The following is a 16,767-nucleotide window of genomic DNA, read 5'->3' as shown; positions in this document are numbered from 1 at the left end:
AAATCTGTCGCGCCGTTGACTACTGAGTGTGATTAGCCTGTTGCGAGACGTCATCCCGGACATGATCTCGACGAGGGAGGCACACCCCGTGAACGGAGCCATCCACGGCGGCGGCGAGCTGCACGTGTGCATGACGCGGAACGCCTGTGCGGGGCCGGGCGGCTGCGGCTACCTGCGGCTTGAGGCCGAGTGGTCCGTCCCCGGCAGCGCCGCGTGGCGGCGGGCGCGCAGGGTCTTCGAGCAGCGGATGGTCGAGGCGGGCGCGCCGCTCGGTGCGGGCCCCGGGCTCCCCGGAGGGCCCGCCCCGGGCCGCGACGTGCGCGACGCCGGCGCGACGACCTCCGGGTCATGACGGCGGAATCCGCGGAGCGGGCGCCCGTGCCCGAGGCCACGGCCGGTGCCGCCGCGCCCGACCGGCGGTGCGCCCTGCCGGGCGGCGACGCGTCCGGGCTCGGGCTGGGGCTGCGCTCCTCGCACCTGAGCCAGATCCTCGCCGAGTGGCCGGACGTCGGCTGGTTCGAGATCATCTCCGAGAACTTCATGGACTCGGGCGGCTACCCGCGGCACGCGCTCGGCCGCATCGCCGAGCGGTACCCGGTCGTCATGCACGGGGTGTCGCTGTCGATCGGCAGCACCGACCCGCTCGACTTCGGCTACCTCGCCCGGCTGCGCCGGCTGGCCGACTCCACCGGCGCGCGGTGGGTGTCCGACCACGTGTGCTGGACGGGCGTCGCGGGCGTCAACACCCACGAGCTGCTGCCCGTCCCGTTCACCGAGCGGTCGCTGCGGCACCTCGCGCGGCGCGTCGAGATCGTGCAGGACGTGCTGGAGCGGCCGCTCGTGCTGGAGAACCCGAGCACCTACGCCGCGTTCGCGCACTCGACGATGACCGAGTGGGAGTTCCTCGCGCGGCTGTGCGAGGAGTCGGGGTGCGGGCTGCTGCTGGACGTCAACAACGTCCACGTCTCGGCGTTCAACAACGGCTTCGACCCCGAGGAGTACATCCGCGCGCTCCCCCACGACCGGGTCGTCCAGATCCATGTGGCCGGGCACGCCGACATGGGCGACCACCTGATCGACACCCATGACGGCCCGGTCTCCGAACCGGTCTGGGACCTGTACCGGCTGGCCACGTCGCTGGCCGGCCCCGTGCCGACCCTCCTGGAGTGGGACGACCGCCTCCCGCCCCTCCCCGCGTTACTGGACGAGCTGCACAAGGCCCGCGACCACCTGGGCACGCCCGGTGCCGGGCTGCGCGACGCGGGGGCCGGCGATGGGTAGCGCGCCCCCGACGCTGGACGCGGCGCAGCAGTGGCTGCTGCACGCCCTCACCGTGCCGGGCGCGTCGGCGGAGCAGGCCGAGGCCATGCTCGCGGGCACCGGCCGCCTCGGCGCGGCGCGGCGGCTGGAGATCTACCGCCTCGGCTACCGGCGCCGCCTGCTGGACACCATGCGGCACATGCATCCCGCGCTGCGCGAGCTGCTCGGCCCCGACCTGTTCGACGTGTTCGCCGCCGGGTACCTCGACGCGCACCCGCCGCGCGCCTACACACTGGCCCGGCTCGGCGACCGGTTCGCCGCGTACCTGGAGGAGCAGCGGCCCGACCGCGGGCTCCCGGTCGAGGAGCGGGAGCCGTGGGCCGACCTGATGGTCGACCTCGTCCGCTACGAGCGGCTGTTCGCCGAGGTGTACGACGGCCCGGGCACCGAGGAGGAGCCGCCCGCCCCCTGGCCCACGGGGCTGCCCGACCGGGTGCGGGGCGCGCCCGGCGTGCGGCTGCTGCGGGCGTGCGCTCCGGTGCACGCGTACCACTCGGCCGTCCGGCGCGGCGCCCGCCCGGCGCCGCCCGCGTTCGTCCCGGCCCGGATCGTGGTGTTCCGGCGCAACTACCGGGTGGTCACCGCCTCCCCGCCGGCGGACGCGTTCGTGCTGCTGGAGGCGCTGATGGGCGGCGCGCCGCCGGAACAGGCGTCGGCGCGCGCCGGGCTCGACCCCGCCGACGCCCGCCGCCACCTGCGCCGCTGGCTCGCGCAGCGCTGGATCGTCGCGCTCCCGGCGCTCCCGGCGCCGCCGCCGCGGGAGCCGCCCGGGCGGGAGCCGCCGTAGCCCTGCGGCTACTCGGTGGTGAGGCGCCAGTAGCCGTGCGGGTTGAAGAAGATGTCGTCTTCCTCGTACCGGTCGCAGGGGCGGTGCCGCAGGATCCAGCGGGGCGCGTCCAGCGCGAGCCGGAAGCCCTCGCCGTCCTCGATCTCCTCGGCGCGATGCTCGGTGAGCAGGTAGATGGCGAGCCCGTCGATGAGGGCCGCGACCTCCTCCGGGGACGGGGCGAAGGCCGGGTCGCCGAGCGGCGCGATCTCGATGTCGGGCGCGCCGAGCAGGTGCATGCCGCAGCTGTGCAGCAGCGACCCGTCGGCGATCGGGCGCTTCACCCACGCCCGGTACAGCGGCAGCGCCGACTCCTCCGGCCCGCCCCCATAGACGCCCGCGGCGAGGTCGAGCCACCGGTCCCGGCCGTGGGTGAGGCCGCTGCTCTCGTTCTTCACGGCGGTCGCGCCGGAGCGCAGCAGCTCGGCGGTCAGCACGAGGGTCCGCCGCGCGACCGTGAACGCGACGCCCGGCAGGATCGGCGGCGACAGCACGTAGGCGACCGTGTCGTGCGCGTCGACGGCGTCCCAGTCGGCCCGGGTGAAGGACGCCCGCGCCACGCACGCCTCGAACGCCTCCGGCATCCGCGGGTCGGCGCCGGGCCCGGAGTACTCCCAGTCGAGCTCGAAGCCCTCCCGCGCCGCCACGGCCTCCACCGCGTCGAGGTCGAGCCCGGTCCCGAGGACGCACAGCACATGACGGGAGCTCATCAGGGTCTGGTCGTCGATCACGCGGCGCAGGTTACGCGACGGGCCGTGCCCCGGGCAGCGATTTCGGCCGAACCGGAGCGTTCCGGTGAGACCCGTATCACCGCTGGTGATGCCCTTACATGTCACATTCGAGAGGTCCCGCCCATCTCCTGGGGAGAGGTCGGTTGCCGGGTGTGCCGAGGGGCGGGGTGCGAGGGATGGGTGCGGGGTTGGACGACAGCGCGCGGCGGCGTTTCGATCTGACGATGCTGCACGCCGTGCACGGCGCGTTCCGGCGCGACATGACGGTGATGGAGCTCGCGGGACGGCTGGCGGCCGGCGGGCCGTTCATGGCCGACGCGGGACCGTTCCCGGTCGACGCGAACGCCTGGACCCTGTTCCGGTTCCACTGGCTCGCGCAGCGGGCGGCGGAGCGGCGCGCGCTGTGGAGCGTGCTGCGCGGCCGGGTCAGCGGCGGCCGGTCGGCGGCGCTGGAGGCGATGGACGTGCAGGCCGTCCGGCTCGTCGCACTGATGGACCGGGTCGACGCCGCGCTGGAGCACGAGGACGACGACGTCCTCGTCCTGCTGGCGCGGAAGCTTCCGGCGGCGCTGGACGCGCATCTGGACTTCAAGGAGGCGCACGTCCTGCCGCTGATCCACGAGGCCCTCACCCCGTACGAGTGGGGCACCTACGAGGTGGAGTTCCGCCGGGAGATCGGCGTGCGGGGGCTGCGGGTGTTCCTGCCGTGGCTGCTGGACGGCGCGTCCGACCGGACGTGCGCCGCGGTGCTGCGGCTGCTGCCGCCGCCGGTCAGGCTCGCCTACCGGACGCGCTGGCTCCCCCGCTACCGGCGCTCCCTCCGCCACTGACGTCACACGGACGCGCGTCCCTGTGACGAGGGGCACACCTCTACATGTCACGTTCGCGGGTCGAGATCTGTCTTAGGGCCAGAGGCTCGACGAAAGGACTGTGACGATGGCGGGGATTCGGGCGCCCGGAGGCCGGGCGGCGGACGGGCGCACGGGCGGCCGCGCGGGCGGGCGCGGTTCGGGCGGGGCCGTGGACTCGGTGTCCCGGGCGCTGGACGAGCGCTTCGGCAGCACCGGCTTCGCCCGCAAGGCGCTGCGCAAGGCGTTCCCGGACCAGTGGAGCTTCCTGGTCGGCGAGATCGCCATGTACTCGTTCGTGATCATCCTGTTGACCGGGGTGTACCTCACGCTGTTCTTCAAGCCGAGCATGCACGAGGTCATCTACGACGGCTCCTACACCAAACTGCGCGGCGTCGAGATGAGCGAGGCCTACGCCTCGTCCCTGAAGATCAGCTTCGATGTGCGGGGCGGGCTGCTGGTCCGGCAGATCCACCACTGGGCGACGCTGATCTTCATGGGGGCGATCCTCGTCCACCTGCTGCGCAACTTCTTCAGCGGCGCGTTCCGCAAGCCCCGCGAGCTGAACTGGATCATCGGCGTCACCATGCTCGTGCTCGTCATGGTGAACGGGCTGTTCGGCTACTCGCTGCCCGACGACCTGCTGTCGGGCACCGGCATCCGCATCCTCGAAGGGGTCATCGCGGCGGTGCCGCTGGTCGGCTCCTACCTGGTGATGTTCGTGTTCGGCGGCGAGTTCCCCGGGGCGGACATCATCCCGCGGCTGTACGTCGTCCACGTCCTGCTGATCCCGGGGCTGCTGGCGGCGCTGATCCCGCTGCACGCGGTCGTGCTGACCTGGCGGCAGACGCACACGCAGTTCCCCGGCAAGGGCAGCTCGAACACGACCGTCCGGGGCTACCCGTTCTTCCCGGTGTTCATGGCCAAGACCTCGGCGCTGTTCCTGTGGGTCCTCGGCGTGACGACGCTGCTGGCGGCGTTCGTCCAGATCAACCCGATCTGGCTGTTCGGCCCCTACGACCCGGGCGCGATCAGCGCCGGCTCGCAGCCCGACTGGTACATGGGCTGGCTGGAGGGCTCGCTGCGGATCATGCCGGCGTGGGAGATCACGGCGTGGGGCCACACGGTGTCGATGAGCGTGGTCGTCCCCTCGCTGGTCGTCCCCGGGCTGCTGTTCACCGGCCTCGGCGTCTACCCGTTCGTCGAACGCTGGGTGACCGGCGACCACCAGATCCACCACCTGCTCGACCGGCCCCGCGACGTCCCCGCCCGGACGGGCATCGGCGTCGGCGGCATCGTCTTCTACGGATTGCTGTGGCTGGCGGGCGGCAACGACGTCCTCGCGCACAAGTTCAGCGTCTCGCTGTACGCGACGACGTGGTTCTTCCGCATCGCGGTCATCCTCGGACCGGTGCTGGCCTACATCGTCGCCTACCGGATCTGCGTCGGGCTCCAGCGCCGCGACGCCGGCCTCGTCGAGCACGGGCTGGAGACGGGCGTCATCCGGCAGTCGCCCGACGGGCGGTTCAGCGAAGTGGAGCGGCACCTGCCGGCCGAGCGGATCGCGGCGATCACCGACCCGCGGCCGGCACCCGCCGTCGACCTGGCCGTCCCGCCGCCGGTGGACGGCGTCGAGAACCCGCGCGGCCGCCGTCTCACGGGACGGGTGCGCGCCGCGCTCAACCGCCGCTTCCGCGCGGACCTCGCCACCATCCCCGAGCGGAACGGGCACTCCGGGCAGCGGGAGCTCGGCGAGCGGCGCGAACTGGCGGAGTCCGAGAGCAACCCCGGCTGAGCAGCGCCGGCTGAGCGGGGCGGGCGGGGCGGTCAGCGGGCGAACAGGTGCCGGATGACCGGGCTGGCGGCGGCCACGGGGTCATCGCCCAGGCCGTCGCCGAGCCCGCCGCCGAACGCGCCGCTCAGCCACAGCTCGGCGAAGCCGTGCACGATGCACCAAGCGGCGATCGCGGCCGTCCGGTCGTCCTCCTGGTCGCGCGCGCCGGTCTCGCCGGTCGCCGCCCCCGGTGCGACGCTGCGGACGCCGCGCCGGAGGATCTCGTTCGCGCGCCGCCGGGCGGCGTCCACCTCGGGGTCGTCGGTCCGGTACAGCTCGGGCCGGAACATCACCTCGAAGTGCGCCCGGTGGTCGACGGCGAAGCGGACGTAGGCGAGGCCGAGGTCGTAGAAGTCGTCGCCCGCCCGCTCCAGCGCGTCCGCGAACAGCGTGTAGCCCTCGGCGGCGACGGCGGTGAGCAGGCCCGTCTTGTCGCCGAAGTGGTGGGCGGGCGCCGCGTGCGAGACGCCCGCGCGGCGCGCCAGCTCGCGCAGGCTCCAGGTGGCGGGGCCCGACTCGGCGATGGCCCCCACCGCCGCGTGCATGATGGCCCGCCGCAGGTCGCCGTGGTGATAGCTCGGCTGCTCGATCCGGCTCGCCCCCTCGTGGTCGCGATGCCCCCGACGTCACCCGGCAGCCTATCTTGTCATTGACAAGTTCGGATCGTATGGCGCAATCTAGACAGTGACAAGATTCGCCGACCGACAGGACACCGCCATGCCGACCCTTCCGTGGATCCCCCTGGAGAAGGCCGAACCGGACGCCGAGGTGCTGATCATGGCCTCACGGCTGGAGGTGCGCTCGCTCCGCCACGTCCCCGGGTTCTTCCTCGCCTCGCTGCGGCTGCTGCGCCAGGCCCGCCGATCGGACGGCGCCCACGGCGTCACGCTGAAGGCCGAGTTCCTGAAGCGCACCTTCTGGACGCTCTCGGTCTGGCGGGACCGCAAGGCCGTCCACGCCTACGCCGCCGCCGAGCCGCACGCGTCCACGATGCGCCGCAAGCGCTCGGTCATGCGCGACTCGACGTTCGTTTTCTGGACCGTCAAGGAGTCGGAGCTGCCGCTCGACTGGCCCGAGGCGCAGCGCCGCATCGCCGAGCACCCCGGCGGCTCATGACGATGGTCAGTCGTGGTCGTCGGCGACGGCGCGGAGGCCGGACGGGTCGACGACCGTGATCCGCCGCCATCCGGTGCGGATCAGGCCGCGGCGCCGCAGGCCGTTCAGGGCGCGCGCGACGGTCTCGCGGGAGGCGTCCATCCAGCTTCCGAGCTCCTCCTGCGACAGCGGCGGGCCGATCTCGACGCTGCCGTCCGGCGCGGGCGGGGTGTGCTGGGCCGACAGCTCGGCGAGGTCGGAGAGCAGCCGCGCCAGCCGCCGGGTGCCCTTGCTCGTGACGTGCGCCTTCAGCCGCCGGTCCGAGTCGTCCAGGCGCTGGACGAACGTGCCGGTGACCAGCATCCACACCTGCGGGTGGGCGTCCAGGAACCCGGTGAAGCGGGCGGCCGGGACGACCAGGGCGCGGATCGGCGTCAGCGCGGTCACGGTGGCCGAGCGGGTGCGGCCGCCGAGCACCGCGCTCTCGGCCAGCAGGTCGCCCGGGCCCCGGACGGCGAGCACGACGTCGTGCCCGTCCTCGGTGGTCGAGGTCACCTTCGCCCAGCCGCGCTCGATGATGATCACATGGTCGGACTCGTCGCCCTGGTAGACCAGCGGCGCCTTCACCGCGAAGTGCCGGGGGCGCGCGGCGGCCCGGAGCGCCGCCTGCTGGACGTGGTCGAGCGCGGCCCAGAATCCCGGACGCGGCGGGGACGGCGCGTACGGCGGCAACGGCCTCCTCCTCGCGATCGGTCGGTCACCCGAACCGGGTCGGTCACCCGTACCCGGTCGGTTACCCGAACCGTAAACCGCCTGTGCGGGCAAGGGAAGAAGGTTGCGGGGTGGTCCCCGCCACGCACCGTGTCGCGTACGCGACGCCCGTAATGTCTTGCCGCGGCGACCGTTTCGCCGCGGCCGTCCCGCCGCGGCGCCGCCGGGCGGTCGCCCGCCGCGGCGTCGATGGGGAGCCCGCGCCAGGCGACCGTTTCAGTCGGCTTTAGTCGAATTAAGCCGATTCAAGCGTGTTCAAGCCGGTTCAATCCCACAACAACCCACAACGATCCACATCCGTTCGCACCGCCTCACATCGACCCACGTCAACCGCCCTTCGAGGACGGTTCGACCCGCTTGGATCCCGCTGATTTCGCTGATCAGACTGATCGGGCTGGTTCCGTCGCGTCCGGCGTCAGTCCACACGGTCGATGCCGGTCGCGGCCGCGCGGTAGGCGCTGGGCGTGACACCGTAGGCCGCCCGGAACGCGCGGCTGAACGCGGCCGCGTCGGGCAGCCCCCACCGGCACGCGATCGCGCCGATCCGCTGGGTGGCGAGGAACGGGTCGCGCAGCTCCCGCCGGCAGTGGTCGAGCCGGCGGGCGCGGATGTAGCGGGCGACCGTCGTCCCCTTCGGCTGGAAGACCCGGTAGAGCTGCCGGACGGAGATGTGGTGCGCCGCCGCGATCGCGGCGGGCGTGAGCCCCGGGTCGTGCAGCCGTGTCTCGATCCAGTCGACGATGGCGCGCAGCATCTCGGCGGCCTCCGGGGACGGGGTCGGCTCGGCGCCGAGCCACTCGGTCGCGGCGCCGGTCACCAGCTCGACGATCGCGCCGCCGAGGTGGTGGGCGTAGGGCTCGTCCGCAGCGCCGCCGTCCTCGGCGAGCGCGGCGAGCAGCGAGGCGACCATCCGGCCCGTCCCGGCCTGGTCGCTGAGCAGGGTGCCGCCGAGCTCGGCCATGCGGTCGGCCGACAGCGGCACCGCCCGGTGCGGGATGACGACGGTGAAGATGTGGTGGGCGTCGAAGGCGATCTCGACCGGACGGGTGAGGTCGTAGAACACGACGTCCCCCGGCCCGACCCTGACCTGCCGGTCGTTCTGCCGCAGGACGCAGGAGCCGCGCAGTACGAGGCCGAGCTTGTAGCACTCGCGGCTGTCGTGGTGGATCTGCCGGACACTGCGCCGGACGGCGTGCGCCGGCGCGCGTACCTCGCTGGCCTCGATCTGGCCGAGGGCACGGGCGACCAGCCGCGCCGCGAACGGGCCGCGTCCCGCGGGCTGGAGATGGAACGGCCCGAAGGCCGAGGTGATGAGGTGGCGCCAGTAGTCCGCCTGGTCGGCGGCAGGTTGGTCCGAGGTGCTGACGAGCGTGGGCATTGCGCTCCCTCGCGCTGGATGGACTGTTCCCGGACGCCACATGCCAGGCTTCTACGCCGGGTCAAGAAGGTCAATAAGCGAGTCGGCACGACGATGGCGTCGGTCTTTGGCACACGCCGCCAAAGATGCGGCAGGCAAGGCCAAGACCCCCGACTCCGGCGCGGCCTATACATAACCGACGAACGTCCTGGGTGCGCGCCCCAACCACCTCGAAGACCCGCCGAGAGGAACCCGCCATGCCAGAGGACGAGCAGGAAACCAGCGGCATCAGCCGCAAGCACTTCATCGTCGCCGCGGGCGTCGGTGCGCTGGCCGTCCCGGCCGCGCTCTCCGCCGCCGGACCGGCCTCGGCCCGCGTGCGGCCCGAGGCAGGCCGCCTGCTGACGCCCACCCCGAAGTGCACCGACGGGGACAGCACCGCCACCCCGTCGCAGATGGAGGGCCCGTACTTCAAGCCCAACTCGCCTGAGCGCGCCGACCTGACCACGCCCGGCATGCCCGGTACCAAGCTGACCGTGAGCGGCATCGTCTACTCGCAGTCGTGCAAGCCGATCAACCGGGCACTGCTGGACTTCTGGCAGGCCGACAACAACGGGAACTACGACAACACCGGATTCACGCTGCGCGGTCACCAGTACACCGACGCGCAGGGGCGGTTCACCCTGACGACGATCGTGCCCGGCCTCTACCCCGGCCGCACCCGGCACATCCACGTCAAGCTCCAGGCCCCGGGCCGCTCGATCCTGACGACGCAGACGTACTTCCCGAACGAGCCGCGCAACCAGACGGACTCGCTGTACGACCCGCGGCTGCTCATGAAGGTCACGAGCGGCCCCAACGGCCGCGACGCGGTGATCGACTTCGTCCTTCGCGTGCCGTAACGCTCCAGGTGCCGTAAAGCTCCCATTACGGAACCCCGTCCCCGCCAGGCCACCGCTGGGCCTGGTGGGGGCGGCCTATTTCCGCACCGCGACAAGGACGTGACGCGTTTCCACCACGAAACGTCGGGCGAATGGATAGTCTCCCAAGGATCACTCTTGTTTGGGTAAGGAAATCTGGAGCACACCCCGCATGAGCGCTGCCAACCGGGCACAGGCCATCACACGCTGGGGGGCCATCGCTTTCATGGCCGCGGCGGTGATGACCGCCACCGTGGGCGGCTTCGCCCAGTCCTATGCCGGTCTCTACCACTGGGCGCTGGAGCACGGCCTGCGCGGCTGGAAGGCCGACTCGTTCCCGCTGCTGGTCGACCTGTTCATCATCGTGGGCGAACTCGGCCTGTTCCTGCTGGCCGTGGACGCCTTCGTGCTGCACCGCCGGCAGCTGCTGAGCTGGCTGGACTTCTTCCTGCCGCTGAGCATCGCCCTCGCGGGCTGGACAGCGAGCCTCATCTTCAACGTCGGCCACGTCGGGCACCGGACGTTCTCCTACCAGGCGACGGCCGCCGTCCCGCCGATCGTGTCGATGCTCGGCCTGTTCGTCCTGCTGCGGACGCTGCACCGGTACGTCTCGCGCGACGAGGAGCAGGAGCCCAAGCAGCCCGATCCGCAGCACCGCGCCATCGCCGGGCCCGTCACGCTCCAGCAGATCACGCTGATGCCGCTGCGCAACACCGGCCCGTTCCCGCAGATCCAGGTCCCGGGCCACTCGGGCAAGGCGCTGGAGTCGGGCGACGCTGCCACGGTCAACGGGAACGCCGCGAACGGCACCCGGGAGGCCGAGCCCGAGCCCGCCGCGTCCGCCGCCTCCTCAGGTGAGGCGTCCGCGACCCGCGCGGAGGCGCCGCGTCCCGCGCCGGAGCCGGTGCCCGAACCCGAGCCGGAACTGGCGGTCGCCAGCGCGGCGGCGCGCAGCGGCCTGAACGGGCACGGCGGCCTCGGCTCCGTCACCGAGGAGCCCGCGCCCGCGCAGAACGCGGAGAACCTGCGCGCCCTGGTCATCGACGTCCTGGAGCGGCGGCACGGCGACGTCGCGGCGACGCTCGCGGAGGTCCGCGCCGAGGGCTACACCTGCGACGAGGCGGAGATCCAGCGGATCAGCGACAACCACTGGTTCCCGTACGCGGTGTACCGGCTGCTGGCCAAGCACCACGGCGACGGCGACCTGGTCGCCCAGGAGCTGATCTCGCAGGGCATCCTCTACGACCAGTCCGCGCTGGACGAACTCGTCCGCTCCTGGCGCGTCTGACCCGCCGCGCCGCCCCGGCCGGAGGCGGACCCTGAAGCGCGGGACGCGTCCCGATCCTGCGATCCTGCTCGGTATGCAGCGGACAACACGACACGCGATCAGGGCCGACGACGAGCGGCTCCTGGCGTTCTGGCGGGAACGGCACGTGTGCACGCTCGCCACCGTCCGCCCGGACGGGACGCCGCACGCCGTCCCGGTGGGGGCGACGCTGGACGCCGCCGCCGGGGTCGTCCGGGTGATCACCTCGGGGACGTCGGCGAAGGCGCGGCTCGTCGCGGCGGCGGGCCCGGACGGGGCCGCCGCGGCCGTGACCCAGGTGGACGGGGCGCGCTGGGCGACGATCGAGGGGCGGGCCGTCCTGCGGACCGACGCGGAGTCGGTGGCCGACGCCGAGCGCCGCTACACCGAGCGCTACCGGCCGCCGCGCGCGAACCCGCAGCGCGTCGTCATCGAGATCACGATCGACCGCGTCCTCGGCCATGTCTGACGTCACCGTGGTCGGGATCGGCGCGGACGGCTGGGACGGCCTGTCCGGCACCGCGCGCGAGGCGTTCCGCGCCGCCGAGGTCGTCATGGGAAGCACGCGCCAACTGGACCTCCTGCCGGAGGACGTCCGCGCCGAGCGCGTCGCGTGGCCGTCGCCGATGATGCCCGCGCTGCCCGGCCTGTTCGCCGAGCACCGGGACCGCCGGGTCGCGGTCGCCGCGAGCGGAGACCCCATGTTCTACGGCGTCGGGTCGGCGCTGGTGCGGCTCCTGGGCCCGGTGCGGGTGCTGCCGCACCCCTCGTCGGTGTCGCTGGCCTGCGCGCGGCTCGGCTGGCCGGTCGAGGACACCGAAGTGGTCAGCGCCGTGGGCCGCCCGCTCGCCGCGCTGGGCGCGGCGCTGGCTGAGGGACGGCGCGTCCTCGTGCTGTCGGCGGGCGCGGCGACGCCCGGCGAGGTCGCGGCGCTGCTGCGCGAGCGCGGTTTCGGCGGCAGCGAACTGACGCTGCTGGAACGGCTCGGCGCCCCGGACGAGCGCGTCGGCCCCCTCCACGCCGACCCGGACCCGCTCAACATCGTCGCCGTCCACTGCCACGGCGCGGGCAGGCCCGCCGTGCCCGGCCTGCCCGACGACGCCTACGAGCACGACGGGCAGCTCACGAAGCGGGAGGTCCGCGCGATCACCCTCGCCCGGCTCGGTCCCGTGCCCGGCGAGCTGCTGTGGGACGTGGGGGCGGGCGCGGGCAGCATCGCCGTCGAGTGGGCCCGCGCGCACCGCTCGTGCCGCGCCGTAGCGATCGAACGGGACGCGGAACGCGCAGCGCGCATCGGGAAGAACGCCGCATCTCTGGGCGTCCCGGGCATCCACGTGGTGACCGGCGCGGCGCCGGACGCCCTGGCGGGCCTGGACGCCCCGGACGCGGTCTTCGTCGGCGGCGGCGTCACCGTACCCGGCGTCCTCGACACGTGCTGGGACGCGCTCCGTCCGGGCGGCCGCCTGGTGGTGAACGCCGTCACGCTGGAGTCGGAACAGCTCGTCGTACAGGCCCGCGAACGCCTCGGCGGCGACCTGACCAGAATCGCGATCAGCCGAGCCGCACCGGTCGGCGGCTTCACGGCCTGGCGCCCCCTGATGCCGGTAACCCAGTGGACAGTGACTCGCCGGTGAGCGGCACGGCGTGTGCGGGCTTGGGAGCAGGCGTTGCGCGCGTGTGGGGGTTCGGGCGGGACGTGGCACTGCCGGTTCTGGGGGGCTCGCGGATTTACCATGCTCACGTGACCATGCGTGTACTGCTGCTCGCCGGGACCGGTGAGGCCCGCGCGCTAGCCGGGAGGCTGGCGGCCGATCCGTCCTGCGAGGTGATCAGTTCATTGGCGGGGCGCACCGCCGCGCCCGAGCCGCCGCCGGGACGCGTTCGCGTCGGGGGTTTCGGTGGGCCGGACGGGCTCACCGCCTGGCTGCGCGCCGAACGCGTCGACGCGGTGATCGACGCGACGCATCCGTTCGCGGCGCTGATGACCGCGTCCGCCGTGGTGGCGGCCGAGCGCACCGGCGTGCCGCTGCTGGTGCTGCGTCGCCCCGGCTGGACGGCGCGGGAGGGCGACGACTGGCGACGCGTCCCGTCGCTGCGGGCCGCCGCCGCGAACCTGCCCGGCGAGCGGGTGTTCCTGACGACCGGCCGCAAGAACCTCGCCGCGTTCGCCGGGGACGCGCGCCGCTGGTTCCTCGTGCGCTCGGTGGACCCGCCGGAGCCGCCGGTGCCGCCGCGCATGGAGGCCGTCCTCGCCCGGGGACCGTTCAGCGTGGACGACGAGCTGGAGCTGATGCGCGGCCACGCCGTCGACACGCTCGTCACCAAGGACAGCGGCGGCGCGATGACGGCGGCGAAGCTCACCGCGGCGCGGACGCTCGGGCTGCCGGTCGTGATGGTCGACCGGCCGCCCGCGCCCGAGGGCGTGCCCGTCGCCGGGTCGGTCGACGAGGCGGTGGACTGGCTGTCCGCTCAGGGGTAGCGGCGCGGGGTGTAGACGGCGGGGCCGTCCCCGCGCTCGGTCCATCGCGTCCTGGATGAGCCGACGAGCAGCAGGCAGCGCATGTCGACGCCGTCCGCGTCCAGGTCTTCGAGGCGGATCACCCGGACGCTCTCCTCGGGGCCGCCGACGTCGCGTCCGATGACGACGGGGGTGTCCGGGGAGCGGTGCGCCAGCAGGACGTCGCGGGCCTTGGCCATCTGCGCGGTGCGGGTCCGCGAGGCGGGGTTGTAGATCGCGATGACGAGGTCGGCCGCGGCGGCGGCCGACAGCCGCGCCTCGATGACGTCCCACGGTTTGAGCCGGTCCGACAGCGACAGCACGCAGTAGTCGTGCCCGAGCGGCGCGCCGACCCGGGACGCGACCGCGTTCGCGGCGGTCAGGCCGGGCAGCACCCGCACCGGGACGTCCCGCCACCGCTCCCCCGCCGCCACCTCCAGCACGGCGGCGGCCATCGCGAACACGCCAGGATCGCCGGACGAGACGACCGCGACCCGCCGCCCGCGCTCGGCCAGCGCCAGCGCGAACTCGGCGCGCTCGGCCTCCACCCGGTTGTCGGAGGCGTGCCGGGTCTGCCGGGGGTTGGCGGGCACGCGGGCCAGGTAGGGGGCGTAGCCGACCAGGTCGTCGGCGGCGGCGAGGGCGTCCTGCGCCTCGGGCGTCAGCCACGCGCGCCCCGCCGGGCCGAGCCCGACGACCACGACCTCGCCGGTCCGCGGCGCGGCGCGTTCGGGCAGGCTGCGGCGCGTCTGCTCGTGAACGCGGCTCGGCAGCACCGCGACGGAGAAGTACGGGACGGTGCCGGGGTCCACGTCCGCGAGCGGCAGCGCGCGCTGATCCTCGGTCGTGGCGCGTTCCACATACCAGGCGTCGTCCAGGCGTCCGGCCTGGTCGAGGGCCTGCCGGACGTTGCCGAACGTCCGGCCGAGCTTGAGGATCGCGGCGGAGTCGGTCGCGGCGAGCCGCTCGGCCAGCGCGTCCGGCGGCAGCGTCCCCGGCAGGACGGTCAGCACCTCGTCGCGCTCGACGAGCGGCCGCCCCAGCTCGGCGGACGCGCCGCTCACCGACGTCACGCCCGGGACCACCGTCGTCGGGTAGCGGCCGTCGAGGCGCTTGTGCAGGTGCATGTAGGAGCCGTAGAAGAACGGGTCGCCCTCGCAGAGCACCACGACGTCGCGCCCGGCGTCCAGGTGCCCGGCGAGCCGCTCCGCGCACCGCTCGTAGAACTCCTCCAGCACCCCCCGGTAGTCGCCGGTCGCCTCGGTGGTGACCGGGTAGACCAGCGGCTCCTCGATCTGGCCCTCCCGCAGGTGGCCTTGCGCGATGGACCGGGCGATGCTGCGCCCGTGCCGCGCCGAGTGGTAGGCGACCACGTCCGCGGCGCCGATCAGCCGCGCCGCCTTCAAGGTGATCAGCTCGGGGTCGCCGGGGCCGAGCCCGACCCCGTACAGGTGTCCGGTCATCACTCTTCCTCGCTGGCGATGGCGTTGACCGCGGCGGCGGTCATGGCGCTGCCGCCCCGCCTGCCGCGCACGACCAGGTAGGGCAGCCCCGAGGCGGCGAGGGCCTCCTTCGACTCCGCCGCGCCGATGAACCCGACCGGGACGCCGAGCACCGCCGCCGGGACGCCCGCGCCGTCCCGGACCATCTCCAGCAGCCGGAACAGCGCGGTCGGCGCGTTGCCGACCGCCACCACCGACCCGGCGAGGCGGTCGCGCCACAGCTCCAGCGCGGCGGCGCTGCGGGTGGTGCCCAGCTCGCGCGCCAACTCCCGGACGCGCGGGTCGCCGAGCGTGCAGACGACGTCGTTGTCCCTCGGCAGCCGCTTGCGCGTCACGCCCGCGGCCACCATCATCGCGTCGCACAGGACGGGCCGCCCGTCCAGCAGCGCGGCGCGCGCCGCCGCGACGACGCCGGGCGCGTAGTCCAGGTCGTCCACCAGGTCCGTCATCCCGCACGCGTGGATCATGCGGACGGCGACCCGGGCGACGTCGGCGGGCAGCCCCGAGAGGTCCGCCTCCGCCCTGATGGTCGCGAACGACCGCCGGTAGATCTCCGCTCCGTCGCGGACGTAGTCGATCACTCGCTCCTCCGTGTCGCGGCGACGGCCGCCGCCGTCGCCGCCATGTCACCTGGCCGTGCCCGCACCGCCTCGCCGAGCCGCACCTCGTATCCGCCGGGCCCCGCCACGACCGCCACGTGCCGGTCGGCCGGGCGCCCGCACTGCCGCTCGCAGCCCGACCAGTGCACCGGCAGGCCGCCCTCTGCGTGGCGTGCCCGGGCGGCGTCGGCGCGGACGTCGGTGAGCGACTTGGCGCAGCCCGGCCGTCCGGCGCAGGAGGTCAGGCCCTCCCACTCCGGCGCGGTGACCAGGCCAGGGAAGTCTGACATGTCCGGAAGATCCGGGATCACGACCCCCCGCCACGGCGTGACGATGATCTCCGCGAGGCCCGTGAGCGGCGCGGGGTCGAGCCGTCCGAACGGAACGAGGCCGGAGAACGCCGTCCGCCCGTCCCGCTGGGGGATCTCGCCGAGCGGCGTGCGTCGCGGCACCGCCGGAACCGGTACCGGCTCCTCGCGCGCGCCGGGCATCGGGAGGCCGCCGGGCAGCTCGGCCACCCGCCACTCCTTCGATCGGACGCGCAAGAACGCGCGCGCCGCGTCCAGGACGAGCCCTACCGCGTCCTCGGGGCGGGCCCGGAGCCCGCTGTCGGCACCGGCCAGGACGAGGGCCAGCCGGTCGGGTCCGAGCGCGTAGAGGCCGACGTCCCCGCGCATCGCGACCACGTCGCCGCGTCCGTCGTCGAGCGTGAACAGGAACCGGCCGGGCAGCTCCGCCAGCCCGGGGTCGGCGCACAGGCCCGCGTCCAGTTCCGCGACGAGGGGCCGGACGTCGAGCAGCCCGGCGCCGTCCCGTCCGGTGAGCACGCTCGCGGCGATGTTGCGGACCCGCTCGTGCGTCATGGACGGCAGCAGTCCCGCCGCGCGCAGCCGCGCCGCGAGGTCGCGCTCCGCCCCGTCCGCGAGGCCCCTGATCTGCACGTTCGCTCGCGAGGTCAGCTCCAGAAAACCGTCCCCGAGGTCGGCGGCGGCGCCCGCGAGCACGGCGAGCCGCGCCCCGCTCACCACCCCACCGGGCAACCGGACCCGCGCAAGCCCTCCGTCGGCGGCGGCATGTATCCGCAAGGCCCCCGGACACCCGTCCGCCCCTGACCGCATGCCCGGATCCTAACCCCGGTCCACCTGCGGTTCTTACTCGATC

Annotated in this window: 18 protein-coding genes; 11 read left to right on the top strand and 7 right to left on the bottom strand. The window is 73.8% G+C overall.

Annotation, left to right across the window (positions count from 1 at the left end; genetic code table 11):
- Positions 1 to 88: 88 nt before the first annotated feature.
- Genes K2F47_RS24015 through K2F47_RS24005 form a run of 3 tightly spaced genes read left to right on the top strand, consistent with a single transcriptional unit; the run spans position 89 to position 2,107 of the window.
- Positions 89 to 352, top strand: coding sequence for a hypothetical protein (locus K2F47_RS24015; protein WP_242907271.1), 264 nt, complete (start codon positions 89 to 91; stop codon positions 350 to 352).
- A complete protein-coding gene (gene bufB / locus K2F47_RS24010) occupies positions 349 to 1,281 on the top strand; it encodes an MNIO family bufferin maturase (RefSeq protein ID WP_242907269.1) in 933 nt (310 codons plus the stop codon). Before K2F47_RS24015 ends, bufB begins: the two co-directional genes overlap by 4 nt.
- A complete protein-coding gene (locus K2F47_RS24005) occupies positions 1,274 to 2,107 on the top strand; it encodes an HvfC/BufC N-terminal domain-containing protein (protein WP_242907267.1) in 834 nt (277 codons plus the stop codon). Before bufB ends, K2F47_RS24005 begins: the two co-directional genes overlap by 8 nt.
- An 8-nt stretch (positions 2,108 to 2,115) precedes the next feature.
- Here the strand turns inward: K2F47_RS24005 and K2F47_RS24000 are convergent, their stop codons facing one another.
- The gene (locus tag K2F47_RS24000; protein ID WP_242907266.1) at positions 2,116 to 2,877 is read right to left on the bottom strand and encodes a DUF4261 domain-containing protein; all 762 of its coding nucleotides are present in this window, start codon (positions 2,875 to 2,877) and stop codon (positions 2,116 to 2,118) included.
- Positions 2,878 to 3,053: 176 nt separating this feature from the next.
- Here K2F47_RS24000 and K2F47_RS23995 point away from each other — a divergent pair, with 176 nt between their 5' ends.
- Both K2F47_RS23995 and qcrB read left to right on the top strand, forming a co-directional pair.
- The gene (locus K2F47_RS23995; protein ID WP_242907264.1) at positions 3,054 to 3,707 is read left to right on the top strand and encodes a hemerythrin domain-containing protein; all 654 of its coding nucleotides are present in this window, start codon (positions 3,054 to 3,056) and stop codon (positions 3,705 to 3,707) included.
- A gap of 106 nt (positions 3,708 to 3,813) precedes the next feature.
- Positions 3,814 to 5,520: a cytochrome bc1 complex cytochrome b subunit gene (gene qcrB, locus K2F47_RS23990; RefSeq protein WP_242907262.1), complete on the top strand. Its 1,707-nt coding sequence runs from the start codon at positions 3,814 to 3,816 to the stop codon at positions 5,518 to 5,520.
- A gap of 32 nt (positions 5,521 to 5,552) precedes the next feature.
- Here the strand turns inward: qcrB and K2F47_RS23985 are convergent, their stop codons facing one another.
- Positions 5,553 to 6,104, bottom strand: a complete 552-nt coding sequence (locus K2F47_RS23985) for a TetR/AcrR family transcriptional regulator (RefSeq protein ID WP_242907260.1) — start codon at positions 6,102 to 6,104, stop codon at positions 5,553 to 5,555.
- Between the two features lie 172 nt (positions 6,105 to 6,276).
- Between K2F47_RS23985 and K2F47_RS23980 the strand changes: the two genes are divergently transcribed.
- On the top strand, positions 6,277 to 6,675 hold the full coding sequence (locus K2F47_RS23980) for a DUF3291 domain-containing protein (protein WP_242907258.1): 399 nt from the start codon (positions 6,277 to 6,279) through the stop codon (positions 6,673 to 6,675).
- Between the two features lie 6 nt (positions 6,676 to 6,681).
- Here K2F47_RS23980 and K2F47_RS23975 read toward each other — a convergent pair whose 3' ends face one another.
- Together K2F47_RS23975 and K2F47_RS23970 are read right to left on the bottom strand one after the other, a co-directional pair.
- Positions 6,682 to 7,386: a Crp/Fnr family transcriptional regulator gene (locus K2F47_RS23975; RefSeq protein ID WP_242907256.1), complete on the bottom strand. Its 705-nt coding sequence runs from the start codon at positions 7,384 to 7,386 to the stop codon at positions 6,682 to 6,684.
- Positions 7,387 to 7,840: 454 nt separating this feature from the next.
- Positions 7,841 to 8,803 carry an AraC-like ligand-binding domain-containing protein gene (locus K2F47_RS23970; protein ID WP_173390870.1) on the bottom strand — a complete coding sequence of 321 codons (963 nt, stop codon included), beginning with the start codon at positions 8,801 to 8,803 and terminating at the stop codon, positions 7,841 to 7,843.
- A gap of 236 nt (positions 8,804 to 9,039) precedes the next feature.
- On the opposite strand from K2F47_RS23970, the gene K2F47_RS23965 reads away from it, so the two are divergent.
- The 5 genes from K2F47_RS23965 to K2F47_RS23945 all read left to right on the top strand — a co-directional run bounded on the left by K2F47_RS23965 (position 9,040) and on the right by K2F47_RS23945 (position 13,487).
- Positions 9,040 to 9,684 (top strand): dioxygenase family protein, encoded by a 645-nt coding sequence (locus K2F47_RS23965; protein ID WP_242907255.1) that lies wholly within the window; start codon positions 9,040 to 9,042, stop codon positions 9,682 to 9,684.
- Positions 9,685 to 9,874: 190 nt separating this feature from the next.
- A complete protein-coding gene (locus tag K2F47_RS23960; protein ID WP_242907253.1) occupies positions 9,875 to 10,990 on the top strand; it encodes a DUF2637 domain-containing protein in 1,116 nt (371 codons plus the stop codon).
- A gap of 73 nt (positions 10,991 to 11,063) precedes the next feature.
- A complete protein-coding gene (locus tag K2F47_RS23955) occupies positions 11,064 to 11,477 on the top strand; it encodes a pyridoxamine 5'-phosphate oxidase family protein (RefSeq protein WP_242907251.1) in 414 nt (137 codons plus the stop codon).
- Positions 11,470 to 12,642 carry a precorrin-6y C5,15-methyltransferase (decarboxylating) subunit CbiE gene (gene cbiE, locus K2F47_RS23950; RefSeq protein WP_242907249.1) on the top strand — a complete coding sequence of 391 codons (1,173 nt, stop codon included), beginning with the start codon at positions 11,470 to 11,472 and terminating at the stop codon, positions 12,640 to 12,642. Before K2F47_RS23955 ends, cbiE begins: the two co-directional genes overlap by 8 nt.
- Positions 12,643 to 12,755: 113 nt before the next feature.
- A complete protein-coding gene (locus K2F47_RS23945) occupies positions 12,756 to 13,487 on the top strand; it encodes a cobalt-precorrin-6A reductase (protein WP_242907548.1) in 732 nt (243 codons plus the stop codon).
- Here K2F47_RS23945 and K2F47_RS23940 read toward each other — a convergent pair.
- From K2F47_RS23940 to K2F47_RS23930, 3 genes are read right to left on the bottom strand one after another with little or no spacing between them, the layout of a single operon-like run.
- Entirely contained in the window at positions 13,478 to 14,968 is a 1,491-nt protein-coding gene (locus K2F47_RS23940; RefSeq protein WP_242907247.1) for a precorrin-2 C(20)-methyltransferase, read from the bottom strand. The genes K2F47_RS23945 and K2F47_RS23940 overlap by 10 nt on opposite strands.
- Positions 14,968 to 15,588 (bottom strand): precorrin-8X methylmutase, encoded by a 621-nt coding sequence (locus K2F47_RS23935; protein ID WP_242907246.1) that lies wholly within the window; start codon positions 15,586 to 15,588, stop codon positions 14,968 to 14,970. Before K2F47_RS23935 ends, K2F47_RS23940 begins: the two co-directional genes overlap by 1 nt.
- Positions 15,585 to 16,724 carry a ferredoxin-like domain-containing protein gene (locus tag K2F47_RS23930; protein WP_272497307.1) on the bottom strand — a complete coding sequence of 380 codons (1,140 nt, stop codon included), beginning with the start codon at positions 16,722 to 16,724 and terminating at the stop codon, positions 15,585 to 15,587. The genes K2F47_RS23935 and K2F47_RS23930 overlap by 4 nt, the downstream gene beginning before the upstream one ends.
- Between the last annotated feature and the right edge of the window lie 43 nt (positions 16,725 to 16,767).

The organism is Actinomadura terrae, from assembly GCF_022751215.1.
GTDB classification, from domain to species: Bacteria; Actinomycetota; Actinomycetes; order Streptosporangiales; family Streptosporangiaceae; genus Spirillospora; species Spirillospora terrae.
The sequence above is the reverse complement of the archived record's forward strand: the minus strand, read 5'-3'. Positions and strand labels throughout refer to the sequence as shown.

What these genes read in the sequence shown, in the direction of transcription:
- bufB (WP_242907269.1), top strand. Translation starts at nt 349, where the DNA reads ATGACGGCGGAATCCGCGGAGCGGGCGCCCGTGCCCGAGGCCACGGCC.
- K2F47_RS24005 (WP_242907267.1), top strand. Translation starts at nt 1,274, where the DNA reads ATGGGTAGCGCGCCCCCGACGCTGGACGCGGCGCAGCAGTGGCTGCTG.
- K2F47_RS23995 (WP_242907264.1), top strand. Translation starts at nt 3,054, where the DNA reads ATGGGTGCGGGGTTGGACGACAGCGCGCGGCGGCGTTTCGATCTGACG.
- qcrB (WP_242907262.1), top strand. Translation starts at nt 3,814, where the DNA reads ATGGCGGGGATTCGGGCGCCCGGAGGCCGGGCGGCGGACGGGCGCACG.
- K2F47_RS23985 (WP_242907260.1), bottom strand. Translation starts at nt 6,104, where the DNA reads ATGCACGCGGCGGTGGGGGCCATCGCCGAGTCGGGCCCCGCCACCTGG.
- K2F47_RS23980 (WP_242907258.1), top strand. Translation starts at nt 6,277, where the DNA reads ATGCCGACCCTTCCGTGGATCCCCCTGGAGAAGGCCGAACCGGACGCC.
- K2F47_RS23970 (WP_173390870.1), bottom strand. Translation starts at nt 8,803, where the DNA reads ATGCCCACGCTCGTCAGCACCTCGGACCAACCTGCCGCCGACCAGGCG.
- K2F47_RS23965 (WP_242907255.1), top strand. Translation starts at nt 9,040, where the DNA reads ATGCCAGAGGACGAGCAGGAAACCAGCGGCATCAGCCGCAAGCACTTC.
- K2F47_RS23960 (WP_242907253.1), top strand. Translation starts at nt 9,875, where the DNA reads ATGAGCGCTGCCAACCGGGCACAGGCCATCACACGCTGGGGGGCCATC.
- K2F47_RS23955 (WP_242907251.1), top strand. Translation starts at nt 11,064, where the DNA reads ATGCAGCGGACAACACGACACGCGATCAGGGCCGACGACGAGCGGCTC.
- cbiE (WP_242907249.1), top strand. Translation starts at nt 11,470, where the DNA reads ATGTCTGACGTCACCGTGGTCGGGATCGGCGCGGACGGCTGGGACGGC.
- K2F47_RS23945 (WP_242907548.1), top strand. Translation starts at nt 12,756, where the DNA reads ATGCGTGTACTGCTGCTCGCCGGGACCGGTGAGGCCCGCGCGCTAGCC.
- K2F47_RS23940 (WP_242907247.1), bottom strand. Translation starts at nt 14,968, where the DNA reads ATGACCGGACACCTGTACGGGGTCGGGCTCGGCCCCGGCGACCCCGAG.
- K2F47_RS23930 (WP_272497307.1), bottom strand. Translation starts at nt 16,724, where the DNA reads ATGCGGTCAGGGGCGGACGGGTGTCCGGGGGCCTTGCGGATACATGCC.